This is a genomic window from Bacillus sp. PK3-037 (assembly GCF_054161355.1).
Genome location: NZ_CP096408.1, coordinates 318,649 through 344,500 on the forward strand (window position 1 = coordinate 318,649; position 25,852 = coordinate 344,500).

The 25,852-nt window shown below is 44.7% G+C and carries 26 protein-coding genes and 2 pseudogenes; 20 read left to right on the forward strand and 8 right to left on the reverse strand.

Annotated features, from left to right (window positions below):
• Positions 1–97: 97 nt before the first annotated feature.
• A complete protein-coding gene (locus M1D69_RS01660; RefSeq protein ID WP_445817043.1) occupies positions 98–775 on the reverse strand; it encodes a CidB/LrgB family autolysis modulator in 678 nt (225 codons plus the stop codon).
• A complete protein-coding gene (locus M1D69_RS01665; RefSeq protein ID WP_003222205.1) occupies positions 757–1,143 on the reverse strand; it encodes a CidA/LrgA family holin-like protein in 387 nt (128 codons plus the stop codon). The genes M1D69_RS01660 and M1D69_RS01665 overlap by 19 nt, the downstream gene beginning before the upstream one ends.
• Before the next feature lie 105 nt (positions 1,144–1,248).
• Between M1D69_RS01665 and cidR the strand changes: the two genes are divergently transcribed.
• The 6 genes and pseudogenes from cidR (at position 1,249) to M1D69_RS01695 (ending at position 5,061) form a co-directional block, all read left to right on the forward strand.
• A complete protein-coding gene (gene cidR, locus M1D69_RS01670) occupies positions 1,249–2,157 on the forward strand; it encodes a cidABC operon transcriptional activator CidR (RefSeq protein ID WP_010332370.1) in 909 nt (302 codons plus the stop codon).
• Positions 2,158–2,164: 7 nt separating this feature from the next.
• A complete protein-coding gene (gene thiM, locus M1D69_RS01675) occupies positions 2,165–2,983 on the forward strand; it encodes a hydroxyethylthiazole kinase (RefSeq protein WP_458104773.1) in 819 nt (272 codons plus the stop codon).
• Complete coding sequence (gene thiE / locus M1D69_RS01680; RefSeq protein WP_458104772.1) at positions 2,980–3,648, forward strand: thiamine phosphate synthase; 669 nt, start codon at positions 2,980–2,982, stop codon at positions 3,646–3,648. The genes thiM and thiE overlap by 4 nt, the downstream gene beginning before the upstream one ends.
• A 55-nt stretch (positions 3,649–3,703) precedes the next feature.
• Positions 3,704–4,046: pseudogene (locus M1D69_RS01685) on the forward strand (iron transporter); the annotation flags it as partial.
• Positions 4,007–4,371 (forward strand): annotated as a pseudogene (locus M1D69_RS01690) (Dyp-type peroxidase); the annotation flags it as partial. The pseudogenes M1D69_RS01685 and M1D69_RS01690, both read left to right, overlap by 40 nt.
• 87 nt (positions 4,372–4,458) lie before the next feature.
• Positions 4,459–5,061 (forward strand): DsbA family oxidoreductase, encoded by a 603-nt coding sequence (locus M1D69_RS01695; protein WP_044159935.1) that lies wholly within the window; start codon positions 4,459–4,461, stop codon positions 5,059–5,061.
• A gap of 44 nt (positions 5,062–5,105) precedes the next feature.
• Here the strand turns inward: M1D69_RS01695 and M1D69_RS01700 are convergent, their stop codons facing one another.
• The 3 genes from M1D69_RS01700 to slrA form a co-directional block, all read right to left on the reverse strand.
• Positions 5,106–6,647 carry a solute symporter family protein gene (locus M1D69_RS01700; RefSeq protein ID WP_105954457.1) on the reverse strand — a complete coding sequence of 514 codons (1,542 nt, stop codon included), beginning with the start codon at positions 6,645–6,647 and terminating at the stop codon, positions 5,106–5,108.
• A complete protein-coding gene (locus tag M1D69_RS01705; RefSeq protein WP_024123298.1) occupies positions 6,644–6,958 on the reverse strand; it encodes a DUF485 domain-containing protein in 315 nt (104 codons plus the stop codon). Before M1D69_RS01705 ends, M1D69_RS01700 begins: the two co-directional genes overlap by 4 nt.
• 435 nt (positions 6,959–7,393) lie before the next feature.
• Positions 7,394–7,552 carry a transcriptional regulator SlrA gene (slrA, locus tag M1D69_RS01710; protein ID WP_458104771.1) on the reverse strand — a complete coding sequence of 53 codons (159 nt, stop codon included), beginning with the start codon at positions 7,550–7,552 and terminating at the stop codon, positions 7,394–7,396.
• 353 nt (positions 7,553–7,905) lie between these two features.
• Between slrA and M1D69_RS01715 the strand changes: the two genes are divergently transcribed.
• From M1D69_RS01715 to galT, 4 genes are all read left to right on the forward strand, one after another.
• Positions 7,906–8,577, forward strand: a complete 672-nt coding sequence (locus M1D69_RS01715; RefSeq protein ID WP_458104770.1) for a TetR/AcrR family transcriptional regulator — start codon at positions 7,906–7,908, stop codon at positions 8,575–8,577.
• 17 nt (positions 8,578–8,594) lie between these two features.
• Entirely contained in the window at positions 8,595–8,978 is a 384-nt protein-coding gene (locus tag M1D69_RS01720) for a GtrA family protein (protein ID WP_044159928.1), read from the forward strand.
• 82 nt (positions 8,979–9,060) lie between these two features.
• Positions 9,061–10,233, forward strand: a complete 1,173-nt coding sequence (locus tag M1D69_RS01725) for a galactokinase (protein ID WP_458104769.1) — start codon at positions 9,061–9,063, stop codon at positions 10,231–10,233.
• A 3-nt stretch (positions 10,234–10,236) separates the two neighbouring features.
• Positions 10,237–11,778, forward strand: coding sequence for a UDP-glucose--hexose-1-phosphate uridylyltransferase (gene galT, locus M1D69_RS01730; RefSeq protein WP_458104768.1), 1,542 nt, complete (start codon positions 10,237–10,239; stop codon positions 11,776–11,778).
• 62 nt (positions 11,779–11,840) lie between these two features.
• Here the strand turns inward: galT and M1D69_RS01735 are convergent, their stop codons facing one another.
• The gene (locus tag M1D69_RS01735) at positions 11,841–12,086 is read right to left on the reverse strand and encodes a GlsB/YeaQ/YmgE family stress response membrane protein (protein WP_010332356.1); all 246 of its coding nucleotides are present in this window, start codon (positions 12,084–12,086) and stop codon (positions 11,841–11,843) included.
• Between the two features lie 517 nt (positions 12,087–12,603).
• Here M1D69_RS01735 and qoxA point away from each other — a divergent pair.
• From qoxA to qoxD, 4 genes are read left to right on the forward strand one after another with little or no spacing between them, the layout of a single operon-like run.
• Positions 12,604–13,569 carry a cytochrome aa3 quinol oxidase subunit II gene (qoxA, locus tag M1D69_RS01740; protein WP_458106224.1) on the forward strand — a complete coding sequence of 322 codons (966 nt, stop codon included), beginning with the start codon at positions 12,604–12,606 and terminating at the stop codon, positions 13,567–13,569.
• 27 nt (positions 13,570–13,596) lie between these two features.
• Positions 13,597–15,546, forward strand: coding sequence for a cytochrome aa3 quinol oxidase subunit I (gene qoxB / locus M1D69_RS01745; RefSeq protein WP_010332354.1), 1,950 nt, complete (start codon positions 13,597–13,599; stop codon positions 15,544–15,546).
• Positions 15,547–15,559: 13 nt separating this feature from the next.
• A complete protein-coding gene (gene qoxC / locus M1D69_RS01750; RefSeq protein WP_003236031.1) occupies positions 15,560–16,174 on the forward strand; it encodes a cytochrome aa3 quinol oxidase subunit III in 615 nt (204 codons plus the stop codon).
• Between the two features lies 1 nt (position 16,175).
• The gene (gene qoxD / locus M1D69_RS01755) at positions 16,176–16,550 is read left to right on the forward strand and encodes a cytochrome aa3 quinol oxidase subunit IV (RefSeq protein WP_003222169.1); all 375 of its coding nucleotides are present in this window, start codon (positions 16,176–16,178) and stop codon (positions 16,548–16,550) included.
• Between the two features lie 40 nt (positions 16,551–16,590).
• Here the strand turns inward: qoxD and ywcE are convergent, their stop codons facing one another.
• Positions 16,591–16,857, reverse strand: a complete 267-nt coding sequence (gene ywcE, locus M1D69_RS01760; RefSeq protein ID WP_081638379.1) for a spore morphogenesis/germination protein YwcE — start codon at positions 16,855–16,857, stop codon at positions 16,591–16,593.
• 230 nt (positions 16,858–17,087) lie between these two features.
• Here ywcE and M1D69_RS01765 point away from each other — a divergent pair, with 230 nt between their 5' ends.
• The 4 genes from M1D69_RS01765 (at position 17,088) to M1D69_RS01780 (ending at position 21,665) form a co-directional block, all read left to right on the forward strand.
• Positions 17,088–18,233 carry a GNAT family N-acetyltransferase gene (locus tag M1D69_RS01765; protein ID WP_458104767.1) on the forward strand — a complete coding sequence of 382 codons (1,146 nt, stop codon included), beginning with the start codon at positions 17,088–17,090 and terminating at the stop codon, positions 18,231–18,233.
• Positions 18,234–18,445: 212 nt separating this feature from the next.
• Positions 18,446–19,630, forward strand: coding sequence for an FtsW/RodA/SpoVE family cell cycle protein (locus tag M1D69_RS01770; RefSeq protein WP_059292274.1), 1,185 nt, complete (start codon positions 18,446–18,448; stop codon positions 19,628–19,630).
• Positions 19,631–19,735: 105 nt separating this feature from the next.
• Positions 19,736–20,485: an oxygen-insensitive NADPH nitroreductase gene (nfsA, locus tag M1D69_RS01775; protein WP_458104766.1), complete on the forward strand. Its 750-nt coding sequence runs from the start codon at positions 19,736–19,738 to the stop codon at positions 20,483–20,485.
• Positions 20,486–20,663: 178 nt separating this feature from the next.
• Complete coding sequence (locus M1D69_RS01780) at positions 20,664–21,665, forward strand: LLM class flavin-dependent oxidoreductase (RefSeq protein WP_458104765.1); 1,002 nt, start codon at positions 20,664–20,666, stop codon at positions 21,663–21,665.
• A gap of 41 nt (positions 21,666–21,706) precedes the next feature.
• Here M1D69_RS01780 and M1D69_RS01785 read toward each other — a convergent pair whose 3' ends face one another.
• Entirely contained in the window at positions 21,707–24,127 is a 2,421-nt protein-coding gene (locus M1D69_RS01785; protein WP_458104764.1) for a S8 family peptidase, read from the reverse strand.
• A gap of 529 nt (positions 24,128–24,656) precedes the next feature.
• Between M1D69_RS01785 and M1D69_RS01790 the strand changes: the two genes are divergently transcribed.
• On the forward strand, positions 24,657–24,959 hold the full coding sequence (locus M1D69_RS01790; protein WP_458104763.1) for a hypothetical protein: 303 nt from the start codon (positions 24,657–24,659) through the stop codon (positions 24,957–24,959).
• A 41-nt stretch (positions 24,960–25,000) separates the two neighbouring features.
• Positions 25,001–25,831, forward strand: coding sequence for a sac operon transcriptional antiterminator SacT (gene sacT, locus M1D69_RS01795; RefSeq protein WP_458104762.1), 831 nt, complete (start codon positions 25,001–25,003; stop codon positions 25,829–25,831).
• Positions 25,832–25,852 lie beyond the last annotated feature (21 nt).

Sequence of the window (25,852 nt, forward strand, 5' to 3'; positions counted from 1 at the left end):
CCTTTGGTATCCACAAATTACATTATATTGGAATTCGCCAGCTTTTCAATAAGGGGAAGCGCATAAAAAAAACTGCCCTTGAGAGGACAGTTTTTTCTTACATAAATGAAAGTAAAAACGGCGCCGCGCAAAGCGTCATAATCGCCGCAAGAATCATTGACACACTGGAAATCGTGCCGGACACAGAGCTAAGTTCAAATGCTTTTGACGTTCCCGCTCCGTGTGCGCTTGTGCCAAGCAGCACGCCCCGCGCGATTTCATTATCAATGCGGAAATAGCGGATGACCATCGGGCCAATCACTGTGCCTAACAAAGCGGTCAAAATCACAAACACGGCTGTGACCGCAGGCATTCCGCCGATCATTTCAGATACGTTCATGGCGATCGGCGTTGTCACTGATCTTGGAACAAGGCTGTCAATCAAACCAGTTCCGAGGTGAAGCCATTTCGCAATAAGAGCTGTAGAAATAATCGCGATGCATGAGCCGAAGGCGACGTTTAAAATAATTTCCACTGCGTATTTCTTTAAAACAGGGAAATATTTATAAAGCGGGATCGCAAACGCCACGGTAGCCGGCTGAAGCATATCGGTCAGCACTTCACCGCCGAGATTATATGTCTCGTACGGGACATTCACCAGCAGCAGCAGACCGACTAACACAGCGGGCGTCACCAATAGCGGCGACGTATAGACTCGCGGAAAACGCGAATATACTTTTTTTGCTCCTAAATACACCAAAACCGTTAATAACAAACTTACAATTCCGATGAACACGTATGTTTTTTCTCCTTTCTTTTCGCAATGATTTGTGTAAGCGTTCCTGTGGACACCATCACGACAAACGTGCTGATGATGACAACAAGCAAAATGCTGACACCGAATTTTGACATAATGTCTCCGTATTCAATCACTCCGACGGCAGACGGGATAAAAAATAAAAGCAGCTCCCCAAGAAGCCACGCCGCGCCAAGCTCTATCCATTCAAGCTTGATGATTTTAAAGTGTAATAATGTGAAAAGAATCACAATCCCAATTATACTGCCGGGAATATTTATATGAAGAAGGGCTGTCACCCAATTAATCAGCCGAGCAAATATAAATAACAGAGCGATTTGAATAACGGTTAGCAACAGTTTTTTCATATTGATGCCTCCCTTATATTCATATTGTACATGAGGTTACGCTATAGGTAAAATATATATTAAGCATAATAAGTATTCCTTTTGTCTATAGAGAGGGTGAAGTACATGGATATCCGCCATTTAACATATTTTCTGGAGGTCGCCCGTCTGAAAAGTTTTACGAAGGCGTCCCAATCACTTTATGTTTCCCAGCCGACGATATCGAAAATGATCAAAAATTTAGAAGCGGAGCTTGGGATCGAGCTTTTTTACCGAAACGGCAGACAGGTGGAGTTGACGGACGCCGGCCATAGCATGTATGTGCAGGCGCAGGAAATCATTAAATCATTTCAAAACCTGACATCCGAGTTAAATGATATTATGGAGGTCAAGAAAGGGCATGTGCGAATCGGGCTGCCGCCGATGATCGGCTCAGGTTTTTTCCCGCGAGTGCTCGGCGATTTTCGGGAAAATTATCCGAATGTGACCTTTCAGCTCGTTGAGGACGGCTCTATCAAAGTCCAAGAAGGCGTTGGGGACGGTTCTCTTGACATCGGTGTTGTTGTTCTCCCCGCAAACGAAGACATTTTTCATTCATTTACGATCGTAAAAGAAACATTAATGCTTGTCGTACACCCTTCCCACCGGCTGGCGGGTGAGAAAGAGAGCCGATTACAGGATTTGAAGGAAGAGCCTTTTATTTTCTTCAGGGAGGATTTTGTTCTCCACAATCGAATTATGATGGAATGTATCAAGGCCGGATTCCGACCCCATATCATTTACGAAACCTCGCAATGGGATTTTATCAGTGAGATGGTGTCAGCCAACCTGGGGATCGGACTTTTGCCGGAACGCATATGCCGCGGCCTTGACCCGGAAAAGGTCAAAGTCATTCCGCTTGTCGATCCGGTCATCCCTTGGCATCTTGCGATTATATGGAGAAAGGACCGCTATTTGTCCTTTGCGGCAAGAGCTTGGCTTGAACATACGAAATCGTATTTATGGGATCCGAAAAAAAGAGAGAGTAAAGGATGATGCTAATATGGATGCACAATCAGCAGCAAAACGTCTAACAGCCGTCCGGAAACATAGCCCTCTGGTGCACAGTATAACAAACAATGTTGTGACAAATTTTACAGCGAACGGCCTGCTCGCCCTCGGTGCCTCACCCGTAATGGCTTATGCGAAGGAAGAGGTCGCCGACATGGCGAAAATCGCGGGTGCGCTCGTTTTAAACATCGGAACGCTAAGCAAAGAAACCGTCGAAGCTATGATCATTGCGGGTAAATCAGCGAATGAACATGGCGTACCCGTCATTCTTGATCCCGTCGGTGCTGGAGCGACACCATTTCGCACTGAATCGGCACGTGAGATGATTCGTGAGGTGCGCCTCTCTGTAATCAGGGGAAATGCCGCGGAAATTGCACATACCGTCGGTGTTTCGGATTGGATGATCAAAGGAGTCGATGCCGGTGAAGGCGGAGGCGACACCATCCGTCTGGCTCAACAGGCGGCGCAAAAACTGAACACGGTCATTGCGATTACTGGGGAAGTCGACGTAATTGCCGACGCATCTGACGTATACACTCTTCATAACGGCCACAAGCTGCTGACGAAGGTGACAGGCGCCGGATGTCTTCTGACTTCAGTTGTCGGCGCGTTTTGTGCAGTGGAAAAAAATCCGTTATACGCTGCCATCGCTGCGATTTCCTCATATGGTGTTGCGGCTCAGGTTGCAGCGCAGCAGACAGCTGACAAAGGTCCGGGGAGTTTTCAGATTGAATTGCTGAACAAGCTGTCTTCTGTCTCTGAACAGGATGTATTAGAGCTAGCGACAATAGAAAGGGTGACAGTCTCATGACACGTATTTCTCGGGAAATGATGAAAGAGCTATTATCTGTTTACTTCATTATGGGTTCAAACAATACGAAAGCCGATCCTGTGGCAGTCGTGCAAAACGCATTAAAAGGCGGTGCCACTCTGTACCAGTTTCGTGAAAAGGGCGGCGATGCGCTGACAGGAGAGGCGCGGCTTGAATTCGCTAAAAGTGTGCAGGAAGCCTGTCGTGAAGCCGGAGTCCCTTTTATTGTCAATGATGATGTGGAGCTGGCACTGAAGCTGAAGGCAGACGGTGTGCACATCGGCCAAGAGGATGCGAAAGCAAAAGAGGTCCGTGACGCCATTGGCGATATGATTCTAGGTGTGTCCGCCCATACGGTGTCTGAGGTGAAGCAAGCCGAGGAAGATGGAGCAGATTATGTCGGTCTCGGGCCGATCTATCCGACGGAAACGAAAAAGGATACAAGAGCTGTGCAGGGTGTGTCTCTGATTGAAGCGGTGAGACGTCAAGGCATCAGCATCCCCATTGTCGGCATCGGCGGCATCACAATAGAAAATGCCGCTCCCGTCATCGAAGCGGGGGCTGACGGTGTCAGTATGATCAGCGCTATCAGTCTGACGGAGGATCCGGAAGAAGCCGCACGCAAATTTTACGATGTTATTCACACATATAAGACCGGCAGATAACCCGATTTGCCTTCAAAAGGCTGTCCTGTAAAGGGCAGCCTTTTTGCTGTTCTGCCAAGGTTTTCAGACCTTCAAATCGGCGTGGAAAAAGGAAGAACCATCTATTGAGAAGGAAAACCTTTCATCCCACAGCAAAATGGACTCGAATATCGCTATGATTTCTCTTTCTTTCATTAATCAAGACGCGAAAACTCGAAACACAGCTTGAAGAGCTTTCTTCTCACTTAGAAACCTACCAGCAGGCTGTTGTACTGAAGAAGGCATCCTCGGGTCAAACAAGGACATCCTTAACAGCCTATATTCAAAGCTTAAAAGACACAAAACAATTGATAGAAAAAAACAGATGGGTGAAACGTCAGCTTTCGGCCGCAGAAAAAGCTCCGGGGCGCCTTTTGTCCAAAAAAAGGAAACAGACCCCGTCAAGCTGAATCAAATCCCGTCAAATTCGCACTCAGCCTTGCGAAATCTACGGGGAAACAAATTTTGCGAAGAGCTTTTTCTTACACGGAAGGCATTGACTCCAAAACCGGTTATATGGATGCAGGTCTCCTGTTTATCAGCTTTCAAAAAAATCCCGACAATCAGTTCATTCCCATGCTGAAGGCACTTTCGGCAAAGGATGCGTTAAATGAATATACGCAAACGATTGGTTCTGCTTTATATGCAATTCCCGGCGGGTGTAAAAAAGGAGAATATATTGCCCAGCGGTTGCTTGAATCGTAAAAGAAGCCATGCAGGCTTCTTTTAAAAAAAACAGTTGTAACTTTTATTGTTACAGTTTAAAATCAACCTATACGAAAGGAGACAATCATGACAGTACAGATAAAAGTTTATTCAGATTACGTCTGCCCATTTTGTTTCATTGGAAAAGCCGCTTTTGAAGAGGCGATAAAAGGAAAGGATGTTGAAGTCGAGTGGATGCCGTTTGAATTGCGTCCAAGTCCTTCACCGCAGCTTGATCCTGTAAACGACCCTTCCAAGAAGTATATGTGGCAAACCTCGATCAGACCGATGGCGGAGAAATTGGGAGTTGATATCAAATTTCCAAACGTCTCGCCTCACCCATATACAGACTTGGCTTTTGAAGGCTTTCACTTTGCCAAAGAATACAACAAAGGACATGAGTATAATACCCGTGTATTTGCAGCATTTTTCCAAGAGGGTCAAAACATCGGGGAGATTGATATCTTGACGAAGCTGGCGGAGGAAGTTGGCTTAGACGGAACATTATTCAAAGCTGCGCTGGAAGCAAGAACATATCAGGACGTGCAGCGGCAAGCTCTGAAGCACGCCTATGAAGAAGCTGACATTACAGCCGTACCAACCTTTGTCATCGGCGACACGGTGATTCCGGGAGCAGCCGGCAAGGAAGTATTTGAAAATGCGATATCTCAGGAACAACAGAAAACGTAACCTAAGAAAGCTCTCTAAACAAAAATCTGTTTAGAGAGCCTTTTTTAATCCTGATCCATATGAATTCCCGTATGCGCCTTCACCTGTATTTCCGCAAATGTATCTTCGTTAGCCGTTTTATCAGAAGACAGAAGCGTTCCAAGCCACGCACCGAGGAAACCGAGCGGAATCGAAATGATGCCCGGATTAGACAGCGGGATGAGCGGCTCGCCTACAAAAATAGCACCTCCGGCCGGGTCCCACACACTCGGGCTCATCGACACGAGGACAAGAGCACTGATCAGCCCAGTCAGGCTGCCCCATAATGCGCCTGAGGCATTGAATCTTTTCCAAAACACAGTAAACACAATCAGCGGAAGATTTGCGCTGGCGGCAACGGCAAATGCCAATGCGACAAGAAAGGCGACATTTAAGGATTGAGCAAAAATCGCAAGAATGATAGACAGCACTGACACGGCGACAGATGCCCATCTGGCCGCTTTCATCTGCTCTTTCTCAGTTGCTTCTCCTTTTCTGATAATCTGGCTGTAGATATCATGGGCAAACGCTGAAGCGGCAGACAGCACCAAGCCTGTCACCACTGCCAAAATCGTGGCGAAGGCGATGGCTGATACAAACGCGAACAGGAAATCTCCCCCAAGTGCTTTTGCCAGAAGCGGCGCCGCCATGTTTCCCGCTGGATCGGCCGCTGTAATCGCGTCAAAACCGACAAACGCGGCTGCGCCAAATCCGAGAAATACTGTCATAATGTAAAACACACCGATGATCCATGTTGCTGAAACGACTGATGCCCGGGCAGTTTTGGCATCCTTAACTGTATAAAAGCGAATTAAGATATGCGGAAGGCCGGCGGTCCCCAGCACAAGTGCCAAATTCAATGACAGGGTTTCAAGCGGGACCTTGTATTTGTTCCCTGGATTTAAAAAATCAGCGCCAAGCGGGGTAGCGGTTTTCATTTGCTCAAACATTGTATTAAGGTTAAAACCGAATTTAGAAAAAACGATAATGGAGATGACGAGGGTGCCGGCCATCAGCAAAACGGCTTTGATAATCTGAACCCAGCTCGTCGCGATCATTCCGCCGAACACGACATAAATGGTCATGAGCACTCCGACAATCAGAACGGCCGCGGTATAATCGAGCCCAAGCAGCAGTTTAATCAGCGCCCCTGCCCCCACGAGCTGAGCGATCATATAAAAGGTAGAGATGGCGATGGTATTGAGAGCGGCGACACCGCGGATCTTCTTTTCTTTAAAACGCGCCGCAATCATGTCCGCCATCGTATACTTTCCGAGATTCCGAAGCGGCTCCGCGACGATATAGAGGACAACCAGATAAGCGACAAGAAAACCGATGCTGTAAAAAAATCCGTCGAACCCATATAACGCAATCATTCCGGCAATGCCGAGGAACGACGCGGCAGACATGTAGTCGCCGGCAATTGCCAGTCCATTCTGAACACCGGTGAGCCCGCCGCCGGCCGTATAAAACTCACTCGTCGTTTTCGTTTGTTTCGCGGCAAAATACGTAATCACAAGCGTCAGTCCGACAATCGCTACAAATAACAGAAACGCTGTCAGGTTCATGTCTGTTCACCCTTCAGCTCTTCTTTTAAAGCGTTTACAAATTGGTCGTAACGAGCTGCCTTTCGGGAATACACCGTACAGAGTGTCCACGTCATAGCGAATTGAGCGATGGCAAACAGCCAAGCCCATGAAACAGCACCAACTGCCGGAGTATTCAAAAAGGTGAAATAAGACGTTAAAACAGGGAGTGAAAAATAAAAGACAAAAAAGAAAATCGCAGTTGGAACAATAAAGGCCCGTTTCTGCTTCAAAAAGGCTTGAAAAGATGGAGACCCAGCAATCTTTTGGTAATCAGCTTGCGATCTGTACATGGCTTTCCTCCTTTTATTCTGCTGAAAAATAAGCATAAAGGTACACCAATAGGTATGTACAGAACGTCTGATTTATTCTTCAGGATCATAAAGTGGACGAAAAAAGCAGGAAACGTGAAGATAAGACGCGGGGGTATAAAACGGGCGAAGGTTTTCCAGCTGCCGCGTATTAACAAGTTTGCTTTCAAAACCTCACCAAATGCAGCCTATGCAAAGCTGCCCTTTTTCTAAAGTCCGGTTCCATGTTCGCATCACCTCTTTATGGCAATGCATGTGCCAAGAGGTGACCGCATCACCAGCTGTCTGTCATATTTTAGGCTGAAACACCGTTTGTCCTCAAAATCGGCGCAGTAAATAAGCTATCGAATAGAGGAAATGGTGAAAACTCAGATCAGATGATAGAAAAGCCAGAGGTAAAAGATCCGCCTGTCCGGATTAGTCTTGGCGGACGGTTTTTTTGTGATTGGGTTTTCTCATCGCTGTTTCAGATTCTAAAAACTGCCTCACATCATGAATGCCTAACCCAATGGATCTAGCTTCTTGAATCAACATATGCCAATCTTTGTCCAAATCTTTTTTAACTTGAGTTTTCATAGTAACCTCCAATTGTATAAAATGTTTTCCTGCAACATCCTGGCAATAAAAGACAAGCCGGTGCGATGATGAGGCGAGTACAACAAATTTCACACATAGTTGCTCGGTGTTCACAAACTGAAGGAAAAATCACCTACCTATTCCCTAAAAAAATGACTAATATAACCAATGGACCTTATTTATAATAATAAACAATTAAATACTGACTGGATAGTATGTAAATAAAAATAAATCCTATTGCCTATTAAATATGACCCCTTAACAACCGAATAGCATACCTCTGGAAAGAAATAAATACCGCAAAAGATTGATCCGGTGTAAGATAAGGGTAATCATACCGGCTGGAGAAAAATATGAAAAAAAACAAATTTCAAATTAAAAGAGAGCAAACATTTGAAAAATTTATAGAGGCTGGCCTGAATTTATTGATTGACCGAGCGTATGACTCTGTGTCTGTGGAAGAAATCAGCAGAGCTGCCGGATACAGTAAAGGCGCATTTTATGTTCATTTTGACAACATGGAAGACTTCCTGCAGCATATCTTCGAAAATCATCAAATGAAAAAACAGATTATCATCGGCTACCTGGATGAAATCGAACGGACATCTGTGAAGCCGCTGACGCTGCATGAGGCTGCAAAACATGCCGCAGAGCTGCTGTTTTCTTACTACAAAAACAAACCATCATGGGACATCACCTCGTTTGCGATGAATATGCCGACCTTTAAAGCTGTCCAAAAATGCAAGACTTATGTGGGGCTATACGAATTGTGGGTGGAAGAAAATACGTCATATATTCATTGGCTGAAGGAGAGAAAGCTGGTTGACGACAGTATTGATCCCGAATATACGGCTAAAATAATATGTGCGGTGCTAGACGGAATCATCAAACAATCGCGTGTATTGGGCCATCCGGCCACATTCCGCAGCTTTTTTGACGCGCTTTCCGTTTTTGTTACTTTTAACCGCGAATATGCAACGCTAAGAAATTTGAAAAGTTTTTCAGAAAGCGAGGAACATCAGTGAAGTATAGAGAAATGATTATGTATATCATTATGGGGGTTTTCACGACAATCGTGAATATCGCCAGTTTTTATATATTGGTAGAGATCATGAATGTGGATTATAAAGCTGCAACAGTTGCCGCTTGGATTTTGTCTGTTCTGTTTGCTTACATAACAAATAAAGTATACGTGTTTCAGCAGAAGACAGATGACCTGCAAAGCCTGCTGAAAGAGCTCACTGCCTTTTTCAGCGTTCGGGTGCTGTCTCTCGGCATAGACCTTGGCATGATGATCATCCTTGTCGGACAGTTCCATACAAATGAAACGCTGGCCAAAATACTCGACAATGCGGTGATTGTTGTCGTCAACTATGCCGCAAGCAAATGGCTCGTCTTTAAAAAGACAAAAGAAGAAGGGGTATGACAAGGGCGGCAGCATATGATCTTCCGTTTTCGTTACAGAAAGACCGGGAAACAAAAAATAAAAACCATGAAAGGTGATGCACATGCGGGAAGAATTGAAGGGGATATTTGCAAGTGTATTCGGAGAGAAAGAGGGATTACGGTTTTTTTTCGCACCGGGAAGAGTGAATCTGATTGGAGAACATACGGATTATAACGGCGGGCACGTGTTTCCGTGCGCGCTGACCATGGGTACATATGCTGCTGTTGCAGAAAGAAAAGACGGGCTGGTTAGGATGTATTCGGACAACTTTCAGGAAGCCGGCATAAAGGAATGCAGTCTTGACGGCATCCGTTATCAAAAAGAAGATGACTGGGCCAATTATCCGAAAGGCGTCATATATGAATTTCAGCAACGGGGTTATTCGATTCCGCATGGCTTTGACATCGTGTTTTCAGGGAATATTCCAAACGGGGCAGGGCTTTCATCTTCCGCTTCCATTGAGCTGCTGATGGCGGTCGTGCTCCAAAGCTATTTTCATCCTCAACTCGATGCGCTGGAGCTTGTCAAAATGGCACAACATGCGGAAAACACATTTATCGGGGTCAATTGCGGAATTATGGATCAATTCGCAATCGGAATGGGGAAAGAACATCATGCGATGCTACTGAACTGCGATACGCTGGACTATGAATATAGCAAACTCGATGTCTCCGGGCTTGCCCTGGTTATTGCGAACACGAACAGAAAAAGGACATTGGCGGACTCAAGCTATAATGCGAGACGCCAAGAGTGCAGCGACGCATTGCTGGATCTGCAAAAGGAGCTCGACATTACATCACTTGGCGACATCAAGCCTTCTGACTTCGACGCCCACTCCGGCCTGATCCAAAATGAAACGAACAGACGCCGCGCAAAGCACGCCGTATATGAAAACCACCGCGCCATCAAAACAGCCGACATGTTTAAAGAAAACAATATTCACGAAATCGGGCGGTTAATGAAGGAATCCCACCTTTCATTGAAGGATGATTACGAGGTGACATGCCCGGAACTTGATGAGCTCGTATTTGCAGCGTGGGAGCAAGAAGGAGTGATCGGCTCAAGAATGACGGGAGCGGGTTTCGGCGGCTGCACGATCAGTATTGTAAAGGATGAATTTGTTGATGACTTTATCCAAAAGGTGGGAGACAAATATCAAGAAAAAACAGGACTGAAAGCGGATTTTTATGTCGCTGATATTGGTGAAGGAGCGAGAGAACTAAAGGGGGAGTGACACATGAGCATTTTTGAACATCTGGAACAGCTGATAGAGTATGGGCTGGAACGAAAACTGATATCGATTTGGGATCAGGAATACACGAGAAACCGACTTTATGAAGCGCTGGACATCAAACATCCCCAGCCAGTCTCAAGCACACTCATTAAGCAGGGCCATCGTCTTCCTGACTTGCTTTCTCCCATTTACAAGTGGGCGGCAGAAACCGGCCGTATAGAAGCCAATACAGACACCTATCGAGATTTGCTCAGTGCAAAGCTGATGGGCTGTTTTGTCCCGCCTCCGTCTGAGGTCATCCGCAAGTTTGAAGAGACAAAGGCGTTATACGGACCGAAACAGGCGACAAAAGAGTTTTATCAGTATGCAGAGGATGTCTATTATATCAGGTCTGACAGAATCGCCAAAAACGTTCATTGGACGGTGCCAACCGAATATGGCGAGCTGGAAATGACAATTAACCTGTCAAAGCCCGAAAAGGACCCGAAGGCGATTGCGGCTGCCAAAGAACAGACGCAGACGAATTATCCGCCGTGTGTGCTTTGTAAGGAAAATGTCGGCTTTGAGGGAAGTGTGAACCATCCGGCCCGGCAGAATCACAGAATGATTCCTGTTATTCTCAGAGACGAGCAATGGTATTTGCAGTTCTCGCCATACGTGTATTATCGGGAGCATTGCATCGTTTTAAAGGGTGAGCATGAACCGATGGAGATCAGCAAAAAGACGTTTGAAAGACTGCTCTCATTCCTCGGGCAATATCCGCATTATTTTATTGGATCAAACGCAGACCTGCCGATTGTCGGCGGCAGCATTCTAAGCCACGACCACTTTCAAGGCGGGGCGCACGATTTTCCGATGGCGCGTGCAGAAGCGGAAGATGTATATGAATTAAATGATCATCCAGGCGTGTCGCTGGGCTTAGTGAAGTGGCCGATGTCTGTGCTCAGGCTTCAGGGAGACGATCCGCATATTGTCGCTGACGCAGCGGACTATATTTTCCGTGCATGGCAGCAATATTCAGATGAAAAAGCCGGCATAGCCGCCTTCACAGGGGATACGCCGCATAATACGGTCACACCGATTGCAAGACGCAAGGGAGGCTCATATGAACTCGACATCGTGCTGAGAAACAATCGGACGGATGAGGAGCATCCATTAGGAATCTTCCATCCTCATCAGGAGGTTCATCATATTAAAAAAGAAAATATCGGCCTGATTGAGGTTATGGGCTTAGCGATATTGCCGGGCCGTTTACAGGAAGAAATGAAAGCAACGGCAGCGTCCCTGTGCTCTGCTGATCCGAAAACAGCATTAGAAGAAAATGAGCTGACGGCTAAACATAAGGATTGGGCTCTTCGTCTGATGGAAAGAAGAACCATAACAAAAGGGAATGCGGAACAGGTTATAAAAGAAGAGCTTGGCCGTGTATTCGCACGCATTCTTGAACATGCCGGCGTATTTAAACAGACACCCGAAGGAAAACAGGCCTTCAACAGGTTTATCCATTGTTTAGGCGTCAAACAAGTAAAAAGCCTCAACCGTTAAGGGAGAGGCTTTTTGCTATTGAAAAAAGAGCCCAAAACGTGACGCTTTGGGCTCTGTCGCTCTTATCCTCTTTTTCTTGCTAAGAGGCTTACTAGAAATACAACAATGGCTGAACCGATAATCGCCGGGATAATGGCAAATCCGGCAAGGTGCGGTCCCCATGTTCCAAGCAGCCCGTGGCCGATCCAGGCACCGATAAGACCAGCGATCATCGACCCGATAATTCCTCCGGGCATATCTCCTTTTACAAACAGGCTGCCAACCCATCCGATAATAATAGCGACGATAAGTGAAATTATGAAACTCATCATGCAACACATCCTATTTTAAATTTATTTGCTTATATCATTCCTCCTTTTTGTATAAGATAAACAATTGAATGTGCTAATAAAAAAGCGGGATCAGTTCAGAGCATATCGCCGCTCTATTCAGCCTTTTCTTTCAATATTGGTTGCGTTAAAATGGTAATCGTGTGAAAAGATGCTAGGCAAGGAAAAATTAATTCTCTTGTAGAAAGTTTAACAAAATGAAATTTTTGATTGACCTTGGTTTTTTATTGTGGTAAACCTTTATTTGTCAGTAGAATTAGTTCTTCATCATCTTTCTTTACTTATATGCGGAAATAACTAGAAACTTTTCATCTTAAGCGATAGATATGAATAAAGTTGGAGCAATTTTTGTCGATTTTATGACATTTAAGCGAAAATGGGCTGAAGTTTATAAAAAAATAAAGCTAATAAGTGAAGTTTTTGATAGCATAACAAAGTAGAGAAAAGATTTTGAGGAAGTATGCACTTCAGATTTATTACATCAATAGGAAGGATGGTGATCTTCTTGTTCAGAGCAATAAAACCGTTACTTGTATTAGCGCTGTTAACTGTGGTTTTCGTCCTTGGGGGATGCAGCAATGCCTCAGTACTAGATCCGAAAGGGCCTGTGGCTGATCAGCAAAGTGATTTAATCCTGTTATCTATCGGATTTATGCTGTTTATCGTCGGGGTCGTCTTTGTTCTATTTACCATTATTTTAGTAAAATACCGCGACCGTAAAGGCAAAGATAATGGATCTTATAACCCAGAAATTCACGGTAACACGTTCTTAGAAGTAGTCTGGACAGTGATCCCAATTTTAATCGTCATCGCACTTTCTGTGCCAACCGTACAGACGATATATTCGTTAGAAAAAGCTCCTGAAGCAACAAAGGATAAAGAGCCTCTTGTTGTTTACGCTACTTCGGTAGACTGGAAATGGGTATTCAGCTACCCTGAACAGGATATTGAAACGGTCAACTACTTAAACATTCCTGTCGACCGCCCGATCTTGTTTAAAATCTCATCTGCAGATTCAATGGCATCGCTATGGATTCCTCAGCTTGGAGGACAAAAATACGCGATGGCAGGAATGCTGATGGATCAATACTTACAGGCTGATGAAGTGGGAACTTATGAAGGCCGCAACGCGAACTTCACAGGTGAACATTTTGCCGACCAAGAGTTTGATGTGAATGCTGTAACAGAAAAAGACTTTAACAGCTGGGTGAAAAAGACTCAAAATGAGGCTCCTAAGCTGACAAAAGCGAAGTATGATCAATTGATGCTTCCTGAAAATGTGGACGAATTAACGTTCTCTTCTACTCACTTAAAATACGTTGATCACGGACAGGACGCAGAATACGCGATGAAGGCCCGCAAACGCCTTGGCTATCAAGCCGTTTCACCGCACTCTAAAACAGATCCGTTTGAAAACGTAAAGGAAAATGAATTTAAGAAGTCTGATGATACAGAAGAATGATATTGATCAGGAAAGGAGGAAGCCCGCATGAAATTTAAATGGGATGAATTTTTTGTAACAGGTGACCCATTAATTCTGGGCGCACAAGTTTCCATTGCACTATCTACCATCGCCATCATTGTTGTACTTACCTACTTCAAGAAATGGAAATGGCTCTGGTCTGAATGGATAACAACTGTTGACCACAAAAAACTCGGAATCATGTATATTATCTCTGCTGTAATTATGTTATTCCGCGGCGGTGTCGACGGTTTGATGATGCGTGCCCAGCTAGCGCTTCCGAATAACAGTTTTTTAGACTCAAACCACTATAATGAAATTTTTACGACTCACGGTACGATCATGATTATATTCATGGCGATGCCGTTTTTAATCGGTCTTATTAACGTTGTTGTACCTCTTCAAATCGGTGCTCGCGACGTTGCATTTCCTTACTTGAACAACCTGAGCTTCTGGACGTTCTTCGTAGGGGCTATGCTTTTCAATATTTCTTTCGTTATCGGAGGTTCTCCGAACGCAGGCTGGACAAGTTATATGCCGCTTGCAAGTAACGACATGAGCCCTGGGCCGGGTGAGAACTACTACCTCCTCGGACTTCAGATTGCCGGTATCGGTACCCTGATGACAGGGATCAACTTTATGGTCACAATCTTAAAAATGAGAACAAAAGGCATGACACTGATGCGTATGCCAATGTTCACATGGACAACACTGATCACAATGGTTATTATCGTGTTTGCTTTCCCTGTGCTTACAGTAGCTTTAGCACTATTATCATTTGATCGTTTGTTCGGCGCTCACTTTTTCACACTGGAAGCAGGCGGTATGCCGATGCTTTGGGCCAACCTTTTCTGGATTTGGGGACATCCTGAAGTATATATCGTTATTCTTCCGGCGTTCGGTATTTTCTCAGAAATTATCTCAAGCTTTGCAAGAAAACAACTGTTTGGTTACAAAGCGATGGTCGGTTCTATTATCGCCATCTCCGTATTGAGTTTCTTAGTTTGGACTCACCACTTCTTCACAATGGGGAACAGTGCGTCCGTTAACTCATTCTTCTCAATTACGACAATGGCAATCTCGATTCCGACCGGGGTTAAAATCTTTAACTGGCTCTTTACCATGTATAAAGGCCGAATCAGCTTTACAACGCCTATGCTGTGGGCGCTTGCGTTCATTCCTAACTTCGTTATCGGCGGGGTTACAGGGGTTATGCTTGCGATGGCAGCAGCGGATTATCAATACCATAATACGTACTTCCTGGTATCTCACTTCCACTACGTGCTGATCGCGGGTACTGTATTTGCTTGTTTCGCAGGATTTATTTTCTGGTATCCAAAAATGTTCGGCCACAAACTGAACGAAAAAATCGGAAAATGGTTCTTCTGGATCTTTATGATCGGGTTCAATATTTGTTTCTTCCCGCAATATTTCTTGGGGCTTCAAGGCATGCCTCGCCGTATTTACACATACGGACCGAATGACGGCTGGACAACATTGAACTTTATCTCAACAGTCGGAGCTTTCATGATGGGTGTAGGATTCTTAATTCTTTGCTATAACATCTACTACAGCTTCCGTTACTCTACTCGTGAAATCAGCGGAGATTCATGGGGTGTGGGACGTACGCTTGATTGGGCGACTTCATCTGCGATTCCGCCGCACTACAACTTTGCGGTGCTTCCTGAAGTCAAATCTCAAGATGCATTCCTGCATATGAAAGAAGAAAAAACTGAATTATACCCTGAAAGCAAATTCAAGAAAATCCATATGCCAAGCAACTCAGGCAGACCGTTCTTTATGTCTGTTGCCTTCGGTATCGCCGGCTTTGGACTTGTCTTTGAATGGTACTGGATGGGCGTAGTCGGATTGATCGGAGTCCTGCTCTGCATGGTTCTGCGTTCATTCGAATACGACAATGGCTACTACGTTAGTGTTGATGAAATAAAAGAGACGGAAAGAAAGATTTCCGAATAAGGAGGCGTGAGTTATGGAACATGCAGAACACGGCAATTCTAACGCGCCTATGGAATATCAATCTGAAACCGGCAGACTTAATATTCTCGGGTTTTGGATCTTTTTAGGGGCAGAAATTGTGTTGTTCTCAACACTATTTGCAACCTTCTTCGTTCTTCAAAACAGAACAGCAGGAGGTGTCTTACCGGACGAACTGTTTGAAGTGAATCTGGTAATGATTATGACGTTCTTGCTGCTAATCAGCAGCTTTACCTGCGGGATCGCTGTTCATGAAATGCGCCGCGGAAGTTTAAAAGGCGTAGTCATTTGGACAATTATTACTCTTCTTCTCGGCGCCGGATTCGTCGGTTGTGAGATCAACGAGTTTGTCCACTATGTACATGAAGGAGCATCTCTCGGTACAAGTGCGTTCTGGTCTGGATTCTTTGTTTTACTTGGAACTCACGGAACTCACGTAACAATCGGTATTTTCTGGATCACAGGAATTCTGATTCAGTTGAAGAAACGCGGCTTAACTCCGCAAACTTCATCTAAAATCTTTATCTCAAGCTTGTACTGGCACTTCTTAGATGTTGTATGGATTTTCATCTTTACAGGTGTCTATCTCATGGGATTGGGGGGTCTGTAAAATGGCAAACAAATCTGCTGAACACAGTCACTTTCCATGGAAGCACATTGTAGGTTTTGCACTGTCTATTGTTTTGACCCTGCTGGCTCTATGGGTTGCAGTGTATACTGACCTGAGCTCATCAGCAAAACTTTGGATCATTTTCGGCTTCGCCTTCATCCAGGCGGCGCTCCAGCTTCTCATGTTCATGCACATGACGGAGAGCGAAAACGGCGGTATCCAAGTCGGAAACACGCTGTTCGGATTCTTCGGCGCGATCGTTATCGTGCTTGGATCTATCTGGATTTTCGCGGCTCACTATCATCACGGTGACCACATGGACGGAAATCCTCCTGGAGGCGCTGAACACTCAGAGCACTCAGGCCACAACGAATAAGCAAAAACCCTCTTCGTTAGAAGAGGGTTTTTTTGCTGTTTCAGCTGCTGCTTCGCTTTCTGCGAAGATAAGGAAGGCCATAAATGATAAAGGCCGCGATATGAGCGACAATGACGTTGACGGCAAACAGGATAATCATGAGAGTGTGTCCGAGTGGAGAAAGGCTTTCTGTTGCGTAAAAGAAGAAGAATACCCACATTAAAATAATTGGCGGAATAGCAGAGAGTGCGACTTTTTTGTTATCGAGCCAAATAAAGAGGGGAGTAGCGCTGGCAACCAATAAATAAGCAAAAAACATGTCCATCATACCCGTCTCCTTTCATTTTGTGACAGCGTTTACAAAAATGAAGTAGAGGAAATGAATTGTGTCTGTTTTGTGGTTGTTTTGTGAACATTTTGTTACAATTATTATACCATGTTTTCCAGAAATTGATACGTGATTTCGTAAAAATGTGTTAGAACTATCGTCTTATTTTTAAAGATTCGTATGATAGGAGAATGTACGGAGCTTTCTTTTTAAAACAGGGGGGGATGTAGATGTATCATGTAATAAAGCTTGAAAGAGAAGACTGGAGAGAAGTGATTCGTATGTCTGAATATGCTTTTCAGAAAGAACTCAGTGATGAGGAACGAGAAGAGAAAGTAAAAGCTTTAGAGAACCATTACATCATCGGAATCAAAGAACAAGAGAAGCTCCTCTCTAAGCTTCACATGGTTCCCTTTTCTGTCATGCTGGAGGAGCAGGAGATAAAGATGGGCGGTATTGCCGGGGTGGCAACCTGGCCTGAAGACAGAAGAAAAGGAACCGTAAAGGAGCTAATCCTAAACGCTTTATCGATCATGAAAAAAGAAAACCAAACTATCAGTTTTTTGCATCCATTCTTGATCTCTTTTTATCGCAAGTTTGGCTGGGAGCTCTGTTTCTATCAAAAACGTCTGACCTATCTTAAAGGACAGCTGCAAAAGCTAGACGACGCCCCAGGGTACATGAGAAGGATTCAAAAAGATGAAACAAATACAGTGAATGCCATCTACAATCAATACAGAAAAACGCACAATGGGTTGTTGAAGCGTTCAAAGGAGCATTGGAAAGAGAAGATCCATGGAATGAAGGCTGTGTATATCTCCGGAGAAGGAGTGCCTTGTGGATATCTTGTGTATGACATCAAAAACAAAGCGATGCGAGTAGTGGAATTTGTCTATTTGAACAGAGAAGCACAGAGAGGTTTGTGGAATTTTATTTGCCAGCATGATTCAATGCTGAATGAAGTGGAATTGACTGTACGAATGGAAGAAGAGCTTGATTTTCTAACTGCCGAGCCACGGGTCAAACAAGAGATATATCCTTACAGTATGGCGCGCATTGTTGATGTTGAGGGTTTTTTGCGGGAGTATCCAAAATCTCGGTTAACCGCGCCCTTTGACTTTAAGGTAACGGATCAATGGGCCCCATGGAATCAACAGACTTTCCGCATTGACTCTCAGCGGGTGCAGAATATCCCCGAAGATTCGTCTGGCCATCTAATAGAATGCAACATATCTTCTTTAACCGCTTTCTTCCTCGGCGCACGTAGTGCTCGTTTCCTTTACGAAACAGGCATGATAAAAGGACCACTGTCGGAAATTAAAAGGCTTGATGACGTCTTACAGCCAAAGTCTCCATTTCTAATGGATTTCTTTTAATCCCTTTTTACAAAGGGGTTTTTTTCATTTGAAAAGTTTTGTGTCAATCGAAACATTTCGGTTTATGATACGTCATATTTCGTGTAGCTGAAAAAGCGCCGCAAATGCGCGCAAAAAACAAAAAAGGAAACGAGCTTCACGTGTCATCTTGAACGTGGTTCATGTATAATAAACATTAGTGATTTTCCGATGAAAATGTAAGGCGGGATAGAATGAGTCGATATAAGAAACAGCAAAGCCCCTTTTATCAGGGGGATTTGATTTTTATATTAGGTGTGTTTTTTATCATAAGCGTAGTATCAATTTATGCTGCCGGTCAGTTTGGGCAGTATGGAGACGGTGCTTGGAAGAAACAAATCGTCTATTATGTATTGGGCATTGTTGCAATAACGGCACTGCTTTATTTCGATTTAGAGCAGCTAGAAAAACTTAGTTTATATGTGTTTATATTTGGAATCTTATTGCTGTTGATATTAAGAATCAGCCCTGAGTCTATCGCCCCTGTGAAAAATGGTGCAAAGAGCTGGTTCCAATTTGGACCTGTTACGTTGCAGCCTTCTGAATTTATGAAGATAGGGCTCATGATGATGGTGGCCTCGGTTATATCTAAGGCGAATCCTAAAAAAGTTCGTTCACTTAGAGATGATGTCTATCTTTTGTTGAAGATAGCAGGCGTTGCAGTAGTGCCAATCGGACTTATCCTTCTGCAGGACGCTGGTACAGCTGGGATCTGTATGTTCATTGTGATTGTCATGGTCTTTATGTCAGGAGTAAACTGGAAGCTGATCGCGATCATTGGCGGTTCAGGTATCTTACTTATTTCTCTTGCGTTGTTAGTCATGATTAATTTTCCTGATGTCGCTAAGTCAGTGGGGATTCAAGAGTATCAAATTAACAGGGTTACATCTTGGGTTTCTGATTCAAATGGAACAACTCAGGAAGATGCAAATAGCGGCTGGCAGGTTGATCAGGCCGTCATGGCTATCGGCTCAGGCGGTATTATCGGAAATGGTGTTCATAACTTGAAGGTTTATGTACCAGAGGGACAAACTGACTTTATTTTTGCTATTTTAGGAGAAAGCTTCGGATTTTTAGGCTGTGCCATTGTTGTTATCATGTTCTTCTTCTTAATCTATAGACTTGTTGTTTTGATTGACAAGATCCATCCATTCAACCGTTTTGCTTCTTTCTTTTGCGTAGGTTATACGGCGTTAATTGTTATCCACACATTCCAGAATATCGGAATGAATATCGGTATTATGCCTGTTACCGGGATTCCGCTGCTGTTTGTCAGCTATGGGGGGAGCTCGACGCTTGCCACGTTAATCGGTTTCGGCATTGTGTATAATGCGAGTGTTCAGTTGACGAGATACAGAAGTTATTTGTTTAATTCATAAAATGCAGACAGCCTTTACAGAGGCTGTCTTTTTTGTTGCAGAGCATTTCGCTTTTGAGTTCACATTTTTTCGGATATGATAAAGACAGATAAGGAGGTTCTTGTGATGAATAACACAATCGAAACCATTTTGAATCATCGGTCAATTCGGTCTTTTACTGATCAGCTTTTGACAGCTGAAGAAATTGATACATTAGTGAAAAGTGCGCAGGCTGCATCAACGTCCAGCTATGTGCAGGCATATTCGATAATCGGTGTTTCCGATCCTGAGAAAAAACGTGAGCTGTCTGTACTCGCCGGAAATCAGCCTTACGTTCAGAATAACGGGCACTTTTTCGTATTTTGTGCGGACTTGTACCGCCACCAAAAACTAGCTGAGGAAAAAGGCGAAAATATTTCTGAGCTACTCGAGAATACGGAAATGTTTATGGTCAGCTTGATTGATGCGGCGCTGGCAGCGCAAAATATGAGCATTGCTGCTGAATCAATGGGGCTTGGCATTTGCTATATCGGCGGCATTCGGAATGAACTGGACAAGGTGACAGAGGTGCTGCAAACGCCTGGCCATGTGCTTCCGCTTTTTGGCCTGGCTGTAGGACATCCTGCTAACCTATCCGGTAAAAAACCGAGATTGCCGAAGCAGGCTGTCTATCATGAAAATACCTATAACGTGAATGACGATGATTTTCGTGAACATATGAGTGCATATGACAAAACCATTTCTGATTATTATAGAGAAAGAACAAACGGTCAGCGGGTAGAAACGTGGTCTGACCAAATTCTGAACTTTATGAAGCAGAAACCGCGTACGTACTTAAATGAATATGTGAAGAAAAAAGGCTTTAATCAGAACTAAATGTGAAACCTCTCCGCTGGCGGAGGGGTTTTTATGTTTCACGTGTAACATATTCCGACAAATAGAGACAAGCTGACACAAATAAATGGCGAATGATCGGGAGACACTGATAAGCAGTATGAGCGGCTTTGGCGAAAAAATAAGGGATCAGTGATACGATGAGGATGAGGTGGTAGGGATGATTTCATTAAGTATATTAGATCAATCTCCAGTATCAGAGGGCAGCAGTGCAGAAACAGCCTTACAGCAAACCGTTGCGCTTGCGCAAGCTGCTGAGGACCTTGGATATAAGAGATTTTGGGTGTCTGAACACCATTTTTCAAAGCGGCTGGCAGGATCAAGCCCAGAAGTGCTGATCAGTCATATAGCGGCGAAAACGGATCGAATCCGTGTTGGGTCAGGCGGCGTCATGCTGCCGCATTACAGCGCTTATAAAGTAGCTGAGAATTTCCGTGTGCTGGAGGGGCTGACACCGGGAAGAATTGATCTTGGGCTTGGCAGAGCACCGGGGGGAATGCCGATTGCATCATGGGCGCTGAATGATGGCGGAAAGCGCAATGCCGATCAGTACCCGCAGCAAATCGAGGAGCTGACGATGTATTTGCATGATTTAGCGGATGAAAAACACCGTTTTCCGAATCTGACGGCAGCGCCGCATATTTCAACTGCGCCTGATGTGTGGCTGCTCGGTTCATCTGGAGAAAGCGCGCTGCTCGCCGCTGAATCGGGTGCCGGCTATATGTTTGCCCATTTTATCAATGGCGAGGGCGGGGAGGATACGGTCAGACAATATATGAGACGATTTAAGCCGTCTGTGTTAGGAGAAACACCTCGGGCGGCAGTTGCTGTTTTTGTTCTATGTGCGGATACAGAAGAGAAAGCGGAGCAGCTGGGGGCAGTGCTTGATTTTACTCTGTTGGCGGGTGAGCAGGGCATTCCTTTAGAAGGCGTTCCTGATTATGAAGCTGTCCGGCAAAATACGTACTCTCCTTATGAACAAAGACGAATAGCTGATAACAGAAACCGAATGATTGTCGGTACGAAAGAACAGGTGAAGGAGCAACTGCTGGCTTTGAGCAAAGCGTATGGAGCAGAAGAAATCATGGCGGTGACAATCACACATCATTTTGAAGATAAACTCCATTCATACCGCTTGTTGAAGGAGGCATTTGCGAATTAATCTGAAAAAGCCCCGCCGATGTTTCTCGGCAGGGCTGCTTTTTATTCAACAGTAAACGGCTCTTCGGTCAGGACTTGGCTTGATTTTCCTTTGTTCGCTGCATAGGCGAGCATATAATATTCACCGGCTGGGAGCTTTGTGCCCCCATTGATCGTGCCGTCCCAGTCGAAGTACTGATAGCCTTTATCTTGATGTTTATAAATACCTGCTTGGCCTGCAAAGTCAAGGTTGCTGTCATAGACGAGGAATGCCAGCTCCTCCGCTCCCGCAGGAAGGTAGGTTTCAATTTCATAGGTGCCTTGTTCAGAGCCCTCATTAACTGAGACAGACGTTACCCTCGGATAATCCGGCTCTTTTACGATCAGCAATGTAGGAACCTTGACGACGGTTTTTCCGCCTTCTCTAACGATGACTGTTCCTTCATAGGTGCCTGCTTTTGTTTTCTTTGTGTCGACCTTTACTTTTGCAGTGGCTTTTCCGGTTTTATGAGCCGGAATCACAACACGGCTTGTGCCGGATGTGGAAATGCCGCTTCCGTTAAATGAGTATTCTAGCGTGTATGATTTTCTAATGGAAGATTGGTTTTCAATTGTAAAGGTTTCTTTTTTCGTTTCGGTTCCTTTTTCCTTCAAAAATGTGCCGTACGAGTAGCTTCCTGGTGAGACGAAGGAGTCGGCTTTGATCGCGTTCATAATTCTTGCGCTGCCCGCGCCTTGAGCGTTATGCGGATATACTTCTCCGTCGCCATCCTTTAAGGTGACGGCGGTATTCATGATGGCAGCCTTGATCTGTTCCACGCTCCATTTCGGTTTAGCTTGTTTGATGACGGCAACCGCTCCGGCAATATGAGGTGATGCCATGCTTGTTCCTTGTTTTGACCCGTAGCCATATGGATTGTCAGGATCATGTGTCGGAATGGTGCTGACGATATTGACGCCTGGCGCGGAAATATCCGGCTTAATCATCCACGTGTCCATCACAGGGCCGCGGGATGAGAAATCGGCAACCTGTTCACCGAGCGCTTTTGAGACCGTCAACTTGAATGTTGCTTTTGTCTCGCCTGCTTTCACGGCACTGACGAGTTTTTCACCGTCTTCTAATGAAAGCTTAATCGTTGGCACAGACATCCCTGGCACATTGGATTCAATTTCTCCAGAGAGGTTGTTATACACAACCATGCCGATGGCGCCTGCTTTTTTGGCGTTTTCCGCTTTATCCACAAAAGCAATGCTGCCCCGTTTGACAAGTGCCACTTTGCCCTTCAGATCTTTTCCTTCAAAGTCCTTTTCTTCGCCGAGGCCAGCGTCGACAAGCTCAACCTCTTTATTGTGAAGCGCCTTGACGTCCTCTTCTTTGTCATAGCCCATGACCTTTGCTGAAGAGTAAGAGCCGAATGAGACGGCGTATTCATTGAGCGGAAGCTGCGTTGCGCCGACAGAAATCGCTTCTCTGGATGTGCCTGGCGATCCGACTGTCCAGCCGTTTGGTCCGCTGTTGCCATTTGATGTAACGGCGACAACGCCTTCTGACATGGCCCAGTCAAGCGCTGTGCTCGTCGCCCAATCCGGGTTGTTTAACGAGTTTCCGAGAGACAGGTTCATCACATCTGCTCCGTCCTGAACAGCACGTTCTACACCGGCGATGACGTTTTCTGTTGTGCCGCTTCCTCCCGGTCCGAGAACGCGGTAAGCGAGAAGTGTTGCATCAGGCGCTACGCCTTTAATCGTACCGTTTGCAGCGACAGTTCCGGCCACGTGTGTTCCATGGTCAGTGGCTCCGCCTCTTGGATCGCCTGTCGGTGTTTCTTTCGGATCGTAATCATTGTCTACAAAATCGTATCCTTTATATTGTCCGAAGTTTTTCTTCAGATCAGGGTGTTTGTACTCAACCCCTGTATCAATAACAGCCACTTTGACGCCTTTCCCTGTGTAGCCTAAATCCCATGCATCGTTTGCACCGATATATGGCGCGCTGTCATCCATTTGCGGAGAGACAGCGTCCTCGGAGATGGTGATGTCTTTCTCCTTGATATTGTCTGTTTTGTAAGTGACGTTCGGGTACACAGCTTTAACGTCATCTACTGCTAGAAGTTTTGGAATTTCATTAGCTGGAAGCTTCATAGAAAATCCGGAGAATACCTGCTCATATTCTCGTTTTACTTTTCCGTTTTTCACCGCTTTCACGGCTTTATTTTTTGCTTTTGAGCGGGCGTTTTTGAGCTTGCTTTTCGTTTGGTTTACTCCCGCTTCTTTCGCCTCTGCTAAGGATTTTTCTTTTAATTCCACAATCACCGTTGTTTGTTTGCTTGTTGTCATGTCGATATCACCGAATACCTCGGCCTTTTCCAGGTCCGCCGATCCTTTTGAAGAAACCGGTGCTGCCTGTACACCTGTACTGCCTGTGGATAACGTAAAGAATAAAACCAAACCTAGAAGCAGAAAACGAATACTCCCGTTTTTCAATGTGTTTCCCCCTTTGTGTTTAGCAAAAATGTTTAAGATCTAGTATATATTTCTTGAAAATTCAAAAAAATCCTTGTGTCATTTGGACCATTTATTGGATTTTGGTTGTGTATAAGGAAGGAGTTATACACAGAACCCTGTGTATAAGTGAATAAAGCTGTGTATATATATAGTTGGGAATGTATGTTCCTATACAAAATATAGAAAAGGTTTGTGGACATGTGGATATCTCTTGTGATTAAGTTGTTCTTATCTTTGGGATAACTTGTGTATAAACTTTTTAAAGCGGTTCTCCAATTTTCATTTCATTTCTTTCAGCTTTCAACAAAACTTCTTAAAACTAGTTTGTTTTTTCACTCATATTGTGACAAAGAATTCTCTTTCCACGGTCTATCATAGAGTCATGAGTTTTGCTAGAGCTGCTAGTTTGCGAGAAAAGAAATCGGCCGTCTTTTCCTGTGAGCTGCGGCTGAAAAAACGGGCTGCTAAAAAGGCTGCCTGCCAAAAAGAAGCGGAGGGATGTTTTTTTATGAAACGTTTGCTTGTATCTTTACGGGTGTGGATGGTCTTTTTGATGAACTGGGTGGCGCCGGACCGAAAACATGCGGCTGCCGCTATTTATTCGGCTCAGCGTACATATCAAAGAAAAGCGGCGGTGCAAGCCGCAGGACTGGTTTCGTTTTATGAATGGCGGATGGCTGTGAATGACGAAGAAAAACAGGAAGCGAAAGCCGCCGCTCTCTATAAAAGAAGATGTCTGCAAGCCTTCAAGGAATCGCCAAAGCAGGAGAGGGCCGGCCCGCATCTTTACATGGCGGTCAAAAGGAGGTAAAATCCCAGTCATAAAAGCTAATTGGCGGGAGAGAGAGCCTCTTGAAAATCTATAAGGTATTAAACAACAATGCGGCTTTAATCAAAGAGGATGATCAGGAAAAAATCGTCATGGGTCCGGGCATCGCTTTTCAAAAAAAGAAAAATGATCTCATCCCTATGAATAAAGTAGAAAAGATTTTTGTCGTGCACGACGAGAATGAAAAATTCAAGCAAATCCTGCAAACACTGCCTGAGGAGCATATTGACATAGCTGAGGATATCATCAGCTATGCGGAAGGGGAGCTCGCGGCGCCGCTGAGCGACCATATTCATATCGCGCTTTCTGACCATTTGTCCTTTGCGCTCGAAAGGATTCAAAATGGGCTGCTTGTGCAAAATAAATTATTGCATGAGATAAAGGCGCTCTATAAAAAAGAATACGAGATCGGCCTGTGGGCGATCGGACATGTAAAAGAGACATTGGGCGTGTCTCTGCCTGAAGATGAAGCGGGTTATATTGCCCTTCACATCCATACGGCAAAGATGGATGCAGAGAGTATGTATTCAGCGCTGAAGCATACGACGATGATCAAAGAAATGATAGAGAAAATAGAAAACTATTTTAATCGAAAGGTGGATGAAAACAGCATTTCCTATCAACGCCTTGTCACGCATTTGCGATACGCGGTCAGCCGGTTGGAATCAAATGAAGCGTTTCATGTCATGGACGAAGAGATGCTTTATTTCATCCAAAAAAAGTATTCATTTGCCTATCAATGTGCGCTGGAGCTGGCGGAGTTTCTGAAAAATGAATATCAATTACATTTGCCGGAGTCCGAGGCCGGCTATATCACGCTGCATGTCCAGCGTCTTCAAGATCTCTCGGAATAACCGCTTTGACTTGCAGGGAGT

What these genes read in the sequence shown, in the direction of transcription:
- M1D69_RS01665 (WP_003222205.1), bottom strand. Translation starts at nt 1,143, where the DNA reads ATGAAAAAACTGTTGCTAACCGTTATTCAAATCGCTCTGTTATTTATA.
- cidR (WP_010332370.1), top strand. Translation starts at nt 1,249, where the DNA reads ATGGATATCCGCCATTTAACATATTTTCTGGAGGTCGCCCGTCTGAAA.
- thiM (WP_458104773.1), top strand. Translation starts at nt 2,165, where the DNA reads ATGGATGCACAATCAGCAGCAAAACGTCTAACAGCCGTCCGGAAACAT.
- thiE (WP_458104772.1), top strand. Translation starts at nt 2,980, where the DNA reads ATGACACGTATTTCTCGGGAAATGATGAAAGAGCTATTATCTGTTTAC.
- M1D69_RS01695 (WP_044159935.1), top strand. Translation starts at nt 4,459, where the DNA reads ATGACAGTACAGATAAAAGTTTATTCAGATTACGTCTGCCCATTTTGT.
- M1D69_RS01700 (WP_105954457.1), bottom strand. Translation starts at nt 6,647, where the DNA reads ATGAACCTGACAGCGTTTCTGTTATTTGTAGCGATTGTCGGACTGACG.
- M1D69_RS01705 (WP_024123298.1), bottom strand. Translation starts at nt 6,958, where the DNA reads ATGTACAGATCGCAAGCTGATTACCAAAAGATTGCTGGGTCTCCATCT.
- slrA (WP_458104771.1), bottom strand. Translation starts at nt 7,552, where the DNA reads ATGAAAACTCAAGTTAAAAAAGATTTGGACAAAGATTGGCATATGTTG.
- M1D69_RS01715 (WP_458104770.1), top strand. Translation starts at nt 7,906, where the DNA reads ATGAAAAAAAACAAATTTCAAATTAAAAGAGAGCAAACATTTGAAAAA.
- M1D69_RS01720 (WP_044159928.1), top strand. Translation starts at nt 8,595, where the DNA reads ATGTATATCATTATGGGGGTTTTCACGACAATCGTGAATATCGCCAGT.
- M1D69_RS01725 (WP_458104769.1), top strand. Translation starts at nt 9,061, where the DNA reads ATGCGGGAAGAATTGAAGGGGATATTTGCAAGTGTATTCGGAGAGAAA.
- galT (WP_458104768.1), top strand. Translation starts at nt 10,237, where the DNA reads ATGAGCATTTTTGAACATCTGGAACAGCTGATAGAGTATGGGCTGGAA.
- M1D69_RS01735 (WP_010332356.1), bottom strand. Translation starts at nt 12,086, where the DNA reads ATGAGTTTCATAATTTCACTTATCGTCGCTATTATTATCGGATGGGTT.
- qoxB (WP_010332354.1), top strand. Translation starts at nt 13,597, where the DNA reads ATGAAATTTAAATGGGATGAATTTTTTGTAACAGGTGACCCATTAATT.
- qoxC (WP_003236031.1), top strand. Translation starts at nt 15,560, where the DNA reads ATGGAACATGCAGAACACGGCAATTCTAACGCGCCTATGGAATATCAA.
- qoxD (WP_003222169.1), top strand. Translation starts at nt 16,176, where the DNA reads ATGGCAAACAAATCTGCTGAACACAGTCACTTTCCATGGAAGCACATT.
- ywcE (WP_081638379.1), bottom strand. Translation starts at nt 16,857, where the DNA reads ATGATGGACATGTTTTTTGCTTATTTATTGGTTGCCAGCGCTACTCCC.
- M1D69_RS01765 (WP_458104767.1), top strand. Translation starts at nt 17,088, where the DNA reads ATGTATCATGTAATAAAGCTTGAAAGAGAAGACTGGAGAGAAGTGATT.
- M1D69_RS01770 (WP_059292274.1), top strand. Translation starts at nt 18,446, where the DNA reads ATGAGTCGATATAAGAAACAGCAAAGCCCCTTTTATCAGGGGGATTTG.
- nfsA (WP_458104766.1), top strand. Translation starts at nt 19,736, where the DNA reads ATGAATAACACAATCGAAACCATTTTGAATCATCGGTCAATTCGGTCT.
- M1D69_RS01780 (WP_458104765.1), top strand. Translation starts at nt 20,664, where the DNA reads ATGATTTCATTAAGTATATTAGATCAATCTCCAGTATCAGAGGGCAGC.
- M1D69_RS01790 (WP_458104763.1), top strand. Translation starts at nt 24,657, where the DNA reads ATGAAACGTTTGCTTGTATCTTTACGGGTGTGGATGGTCTTTTTGATG.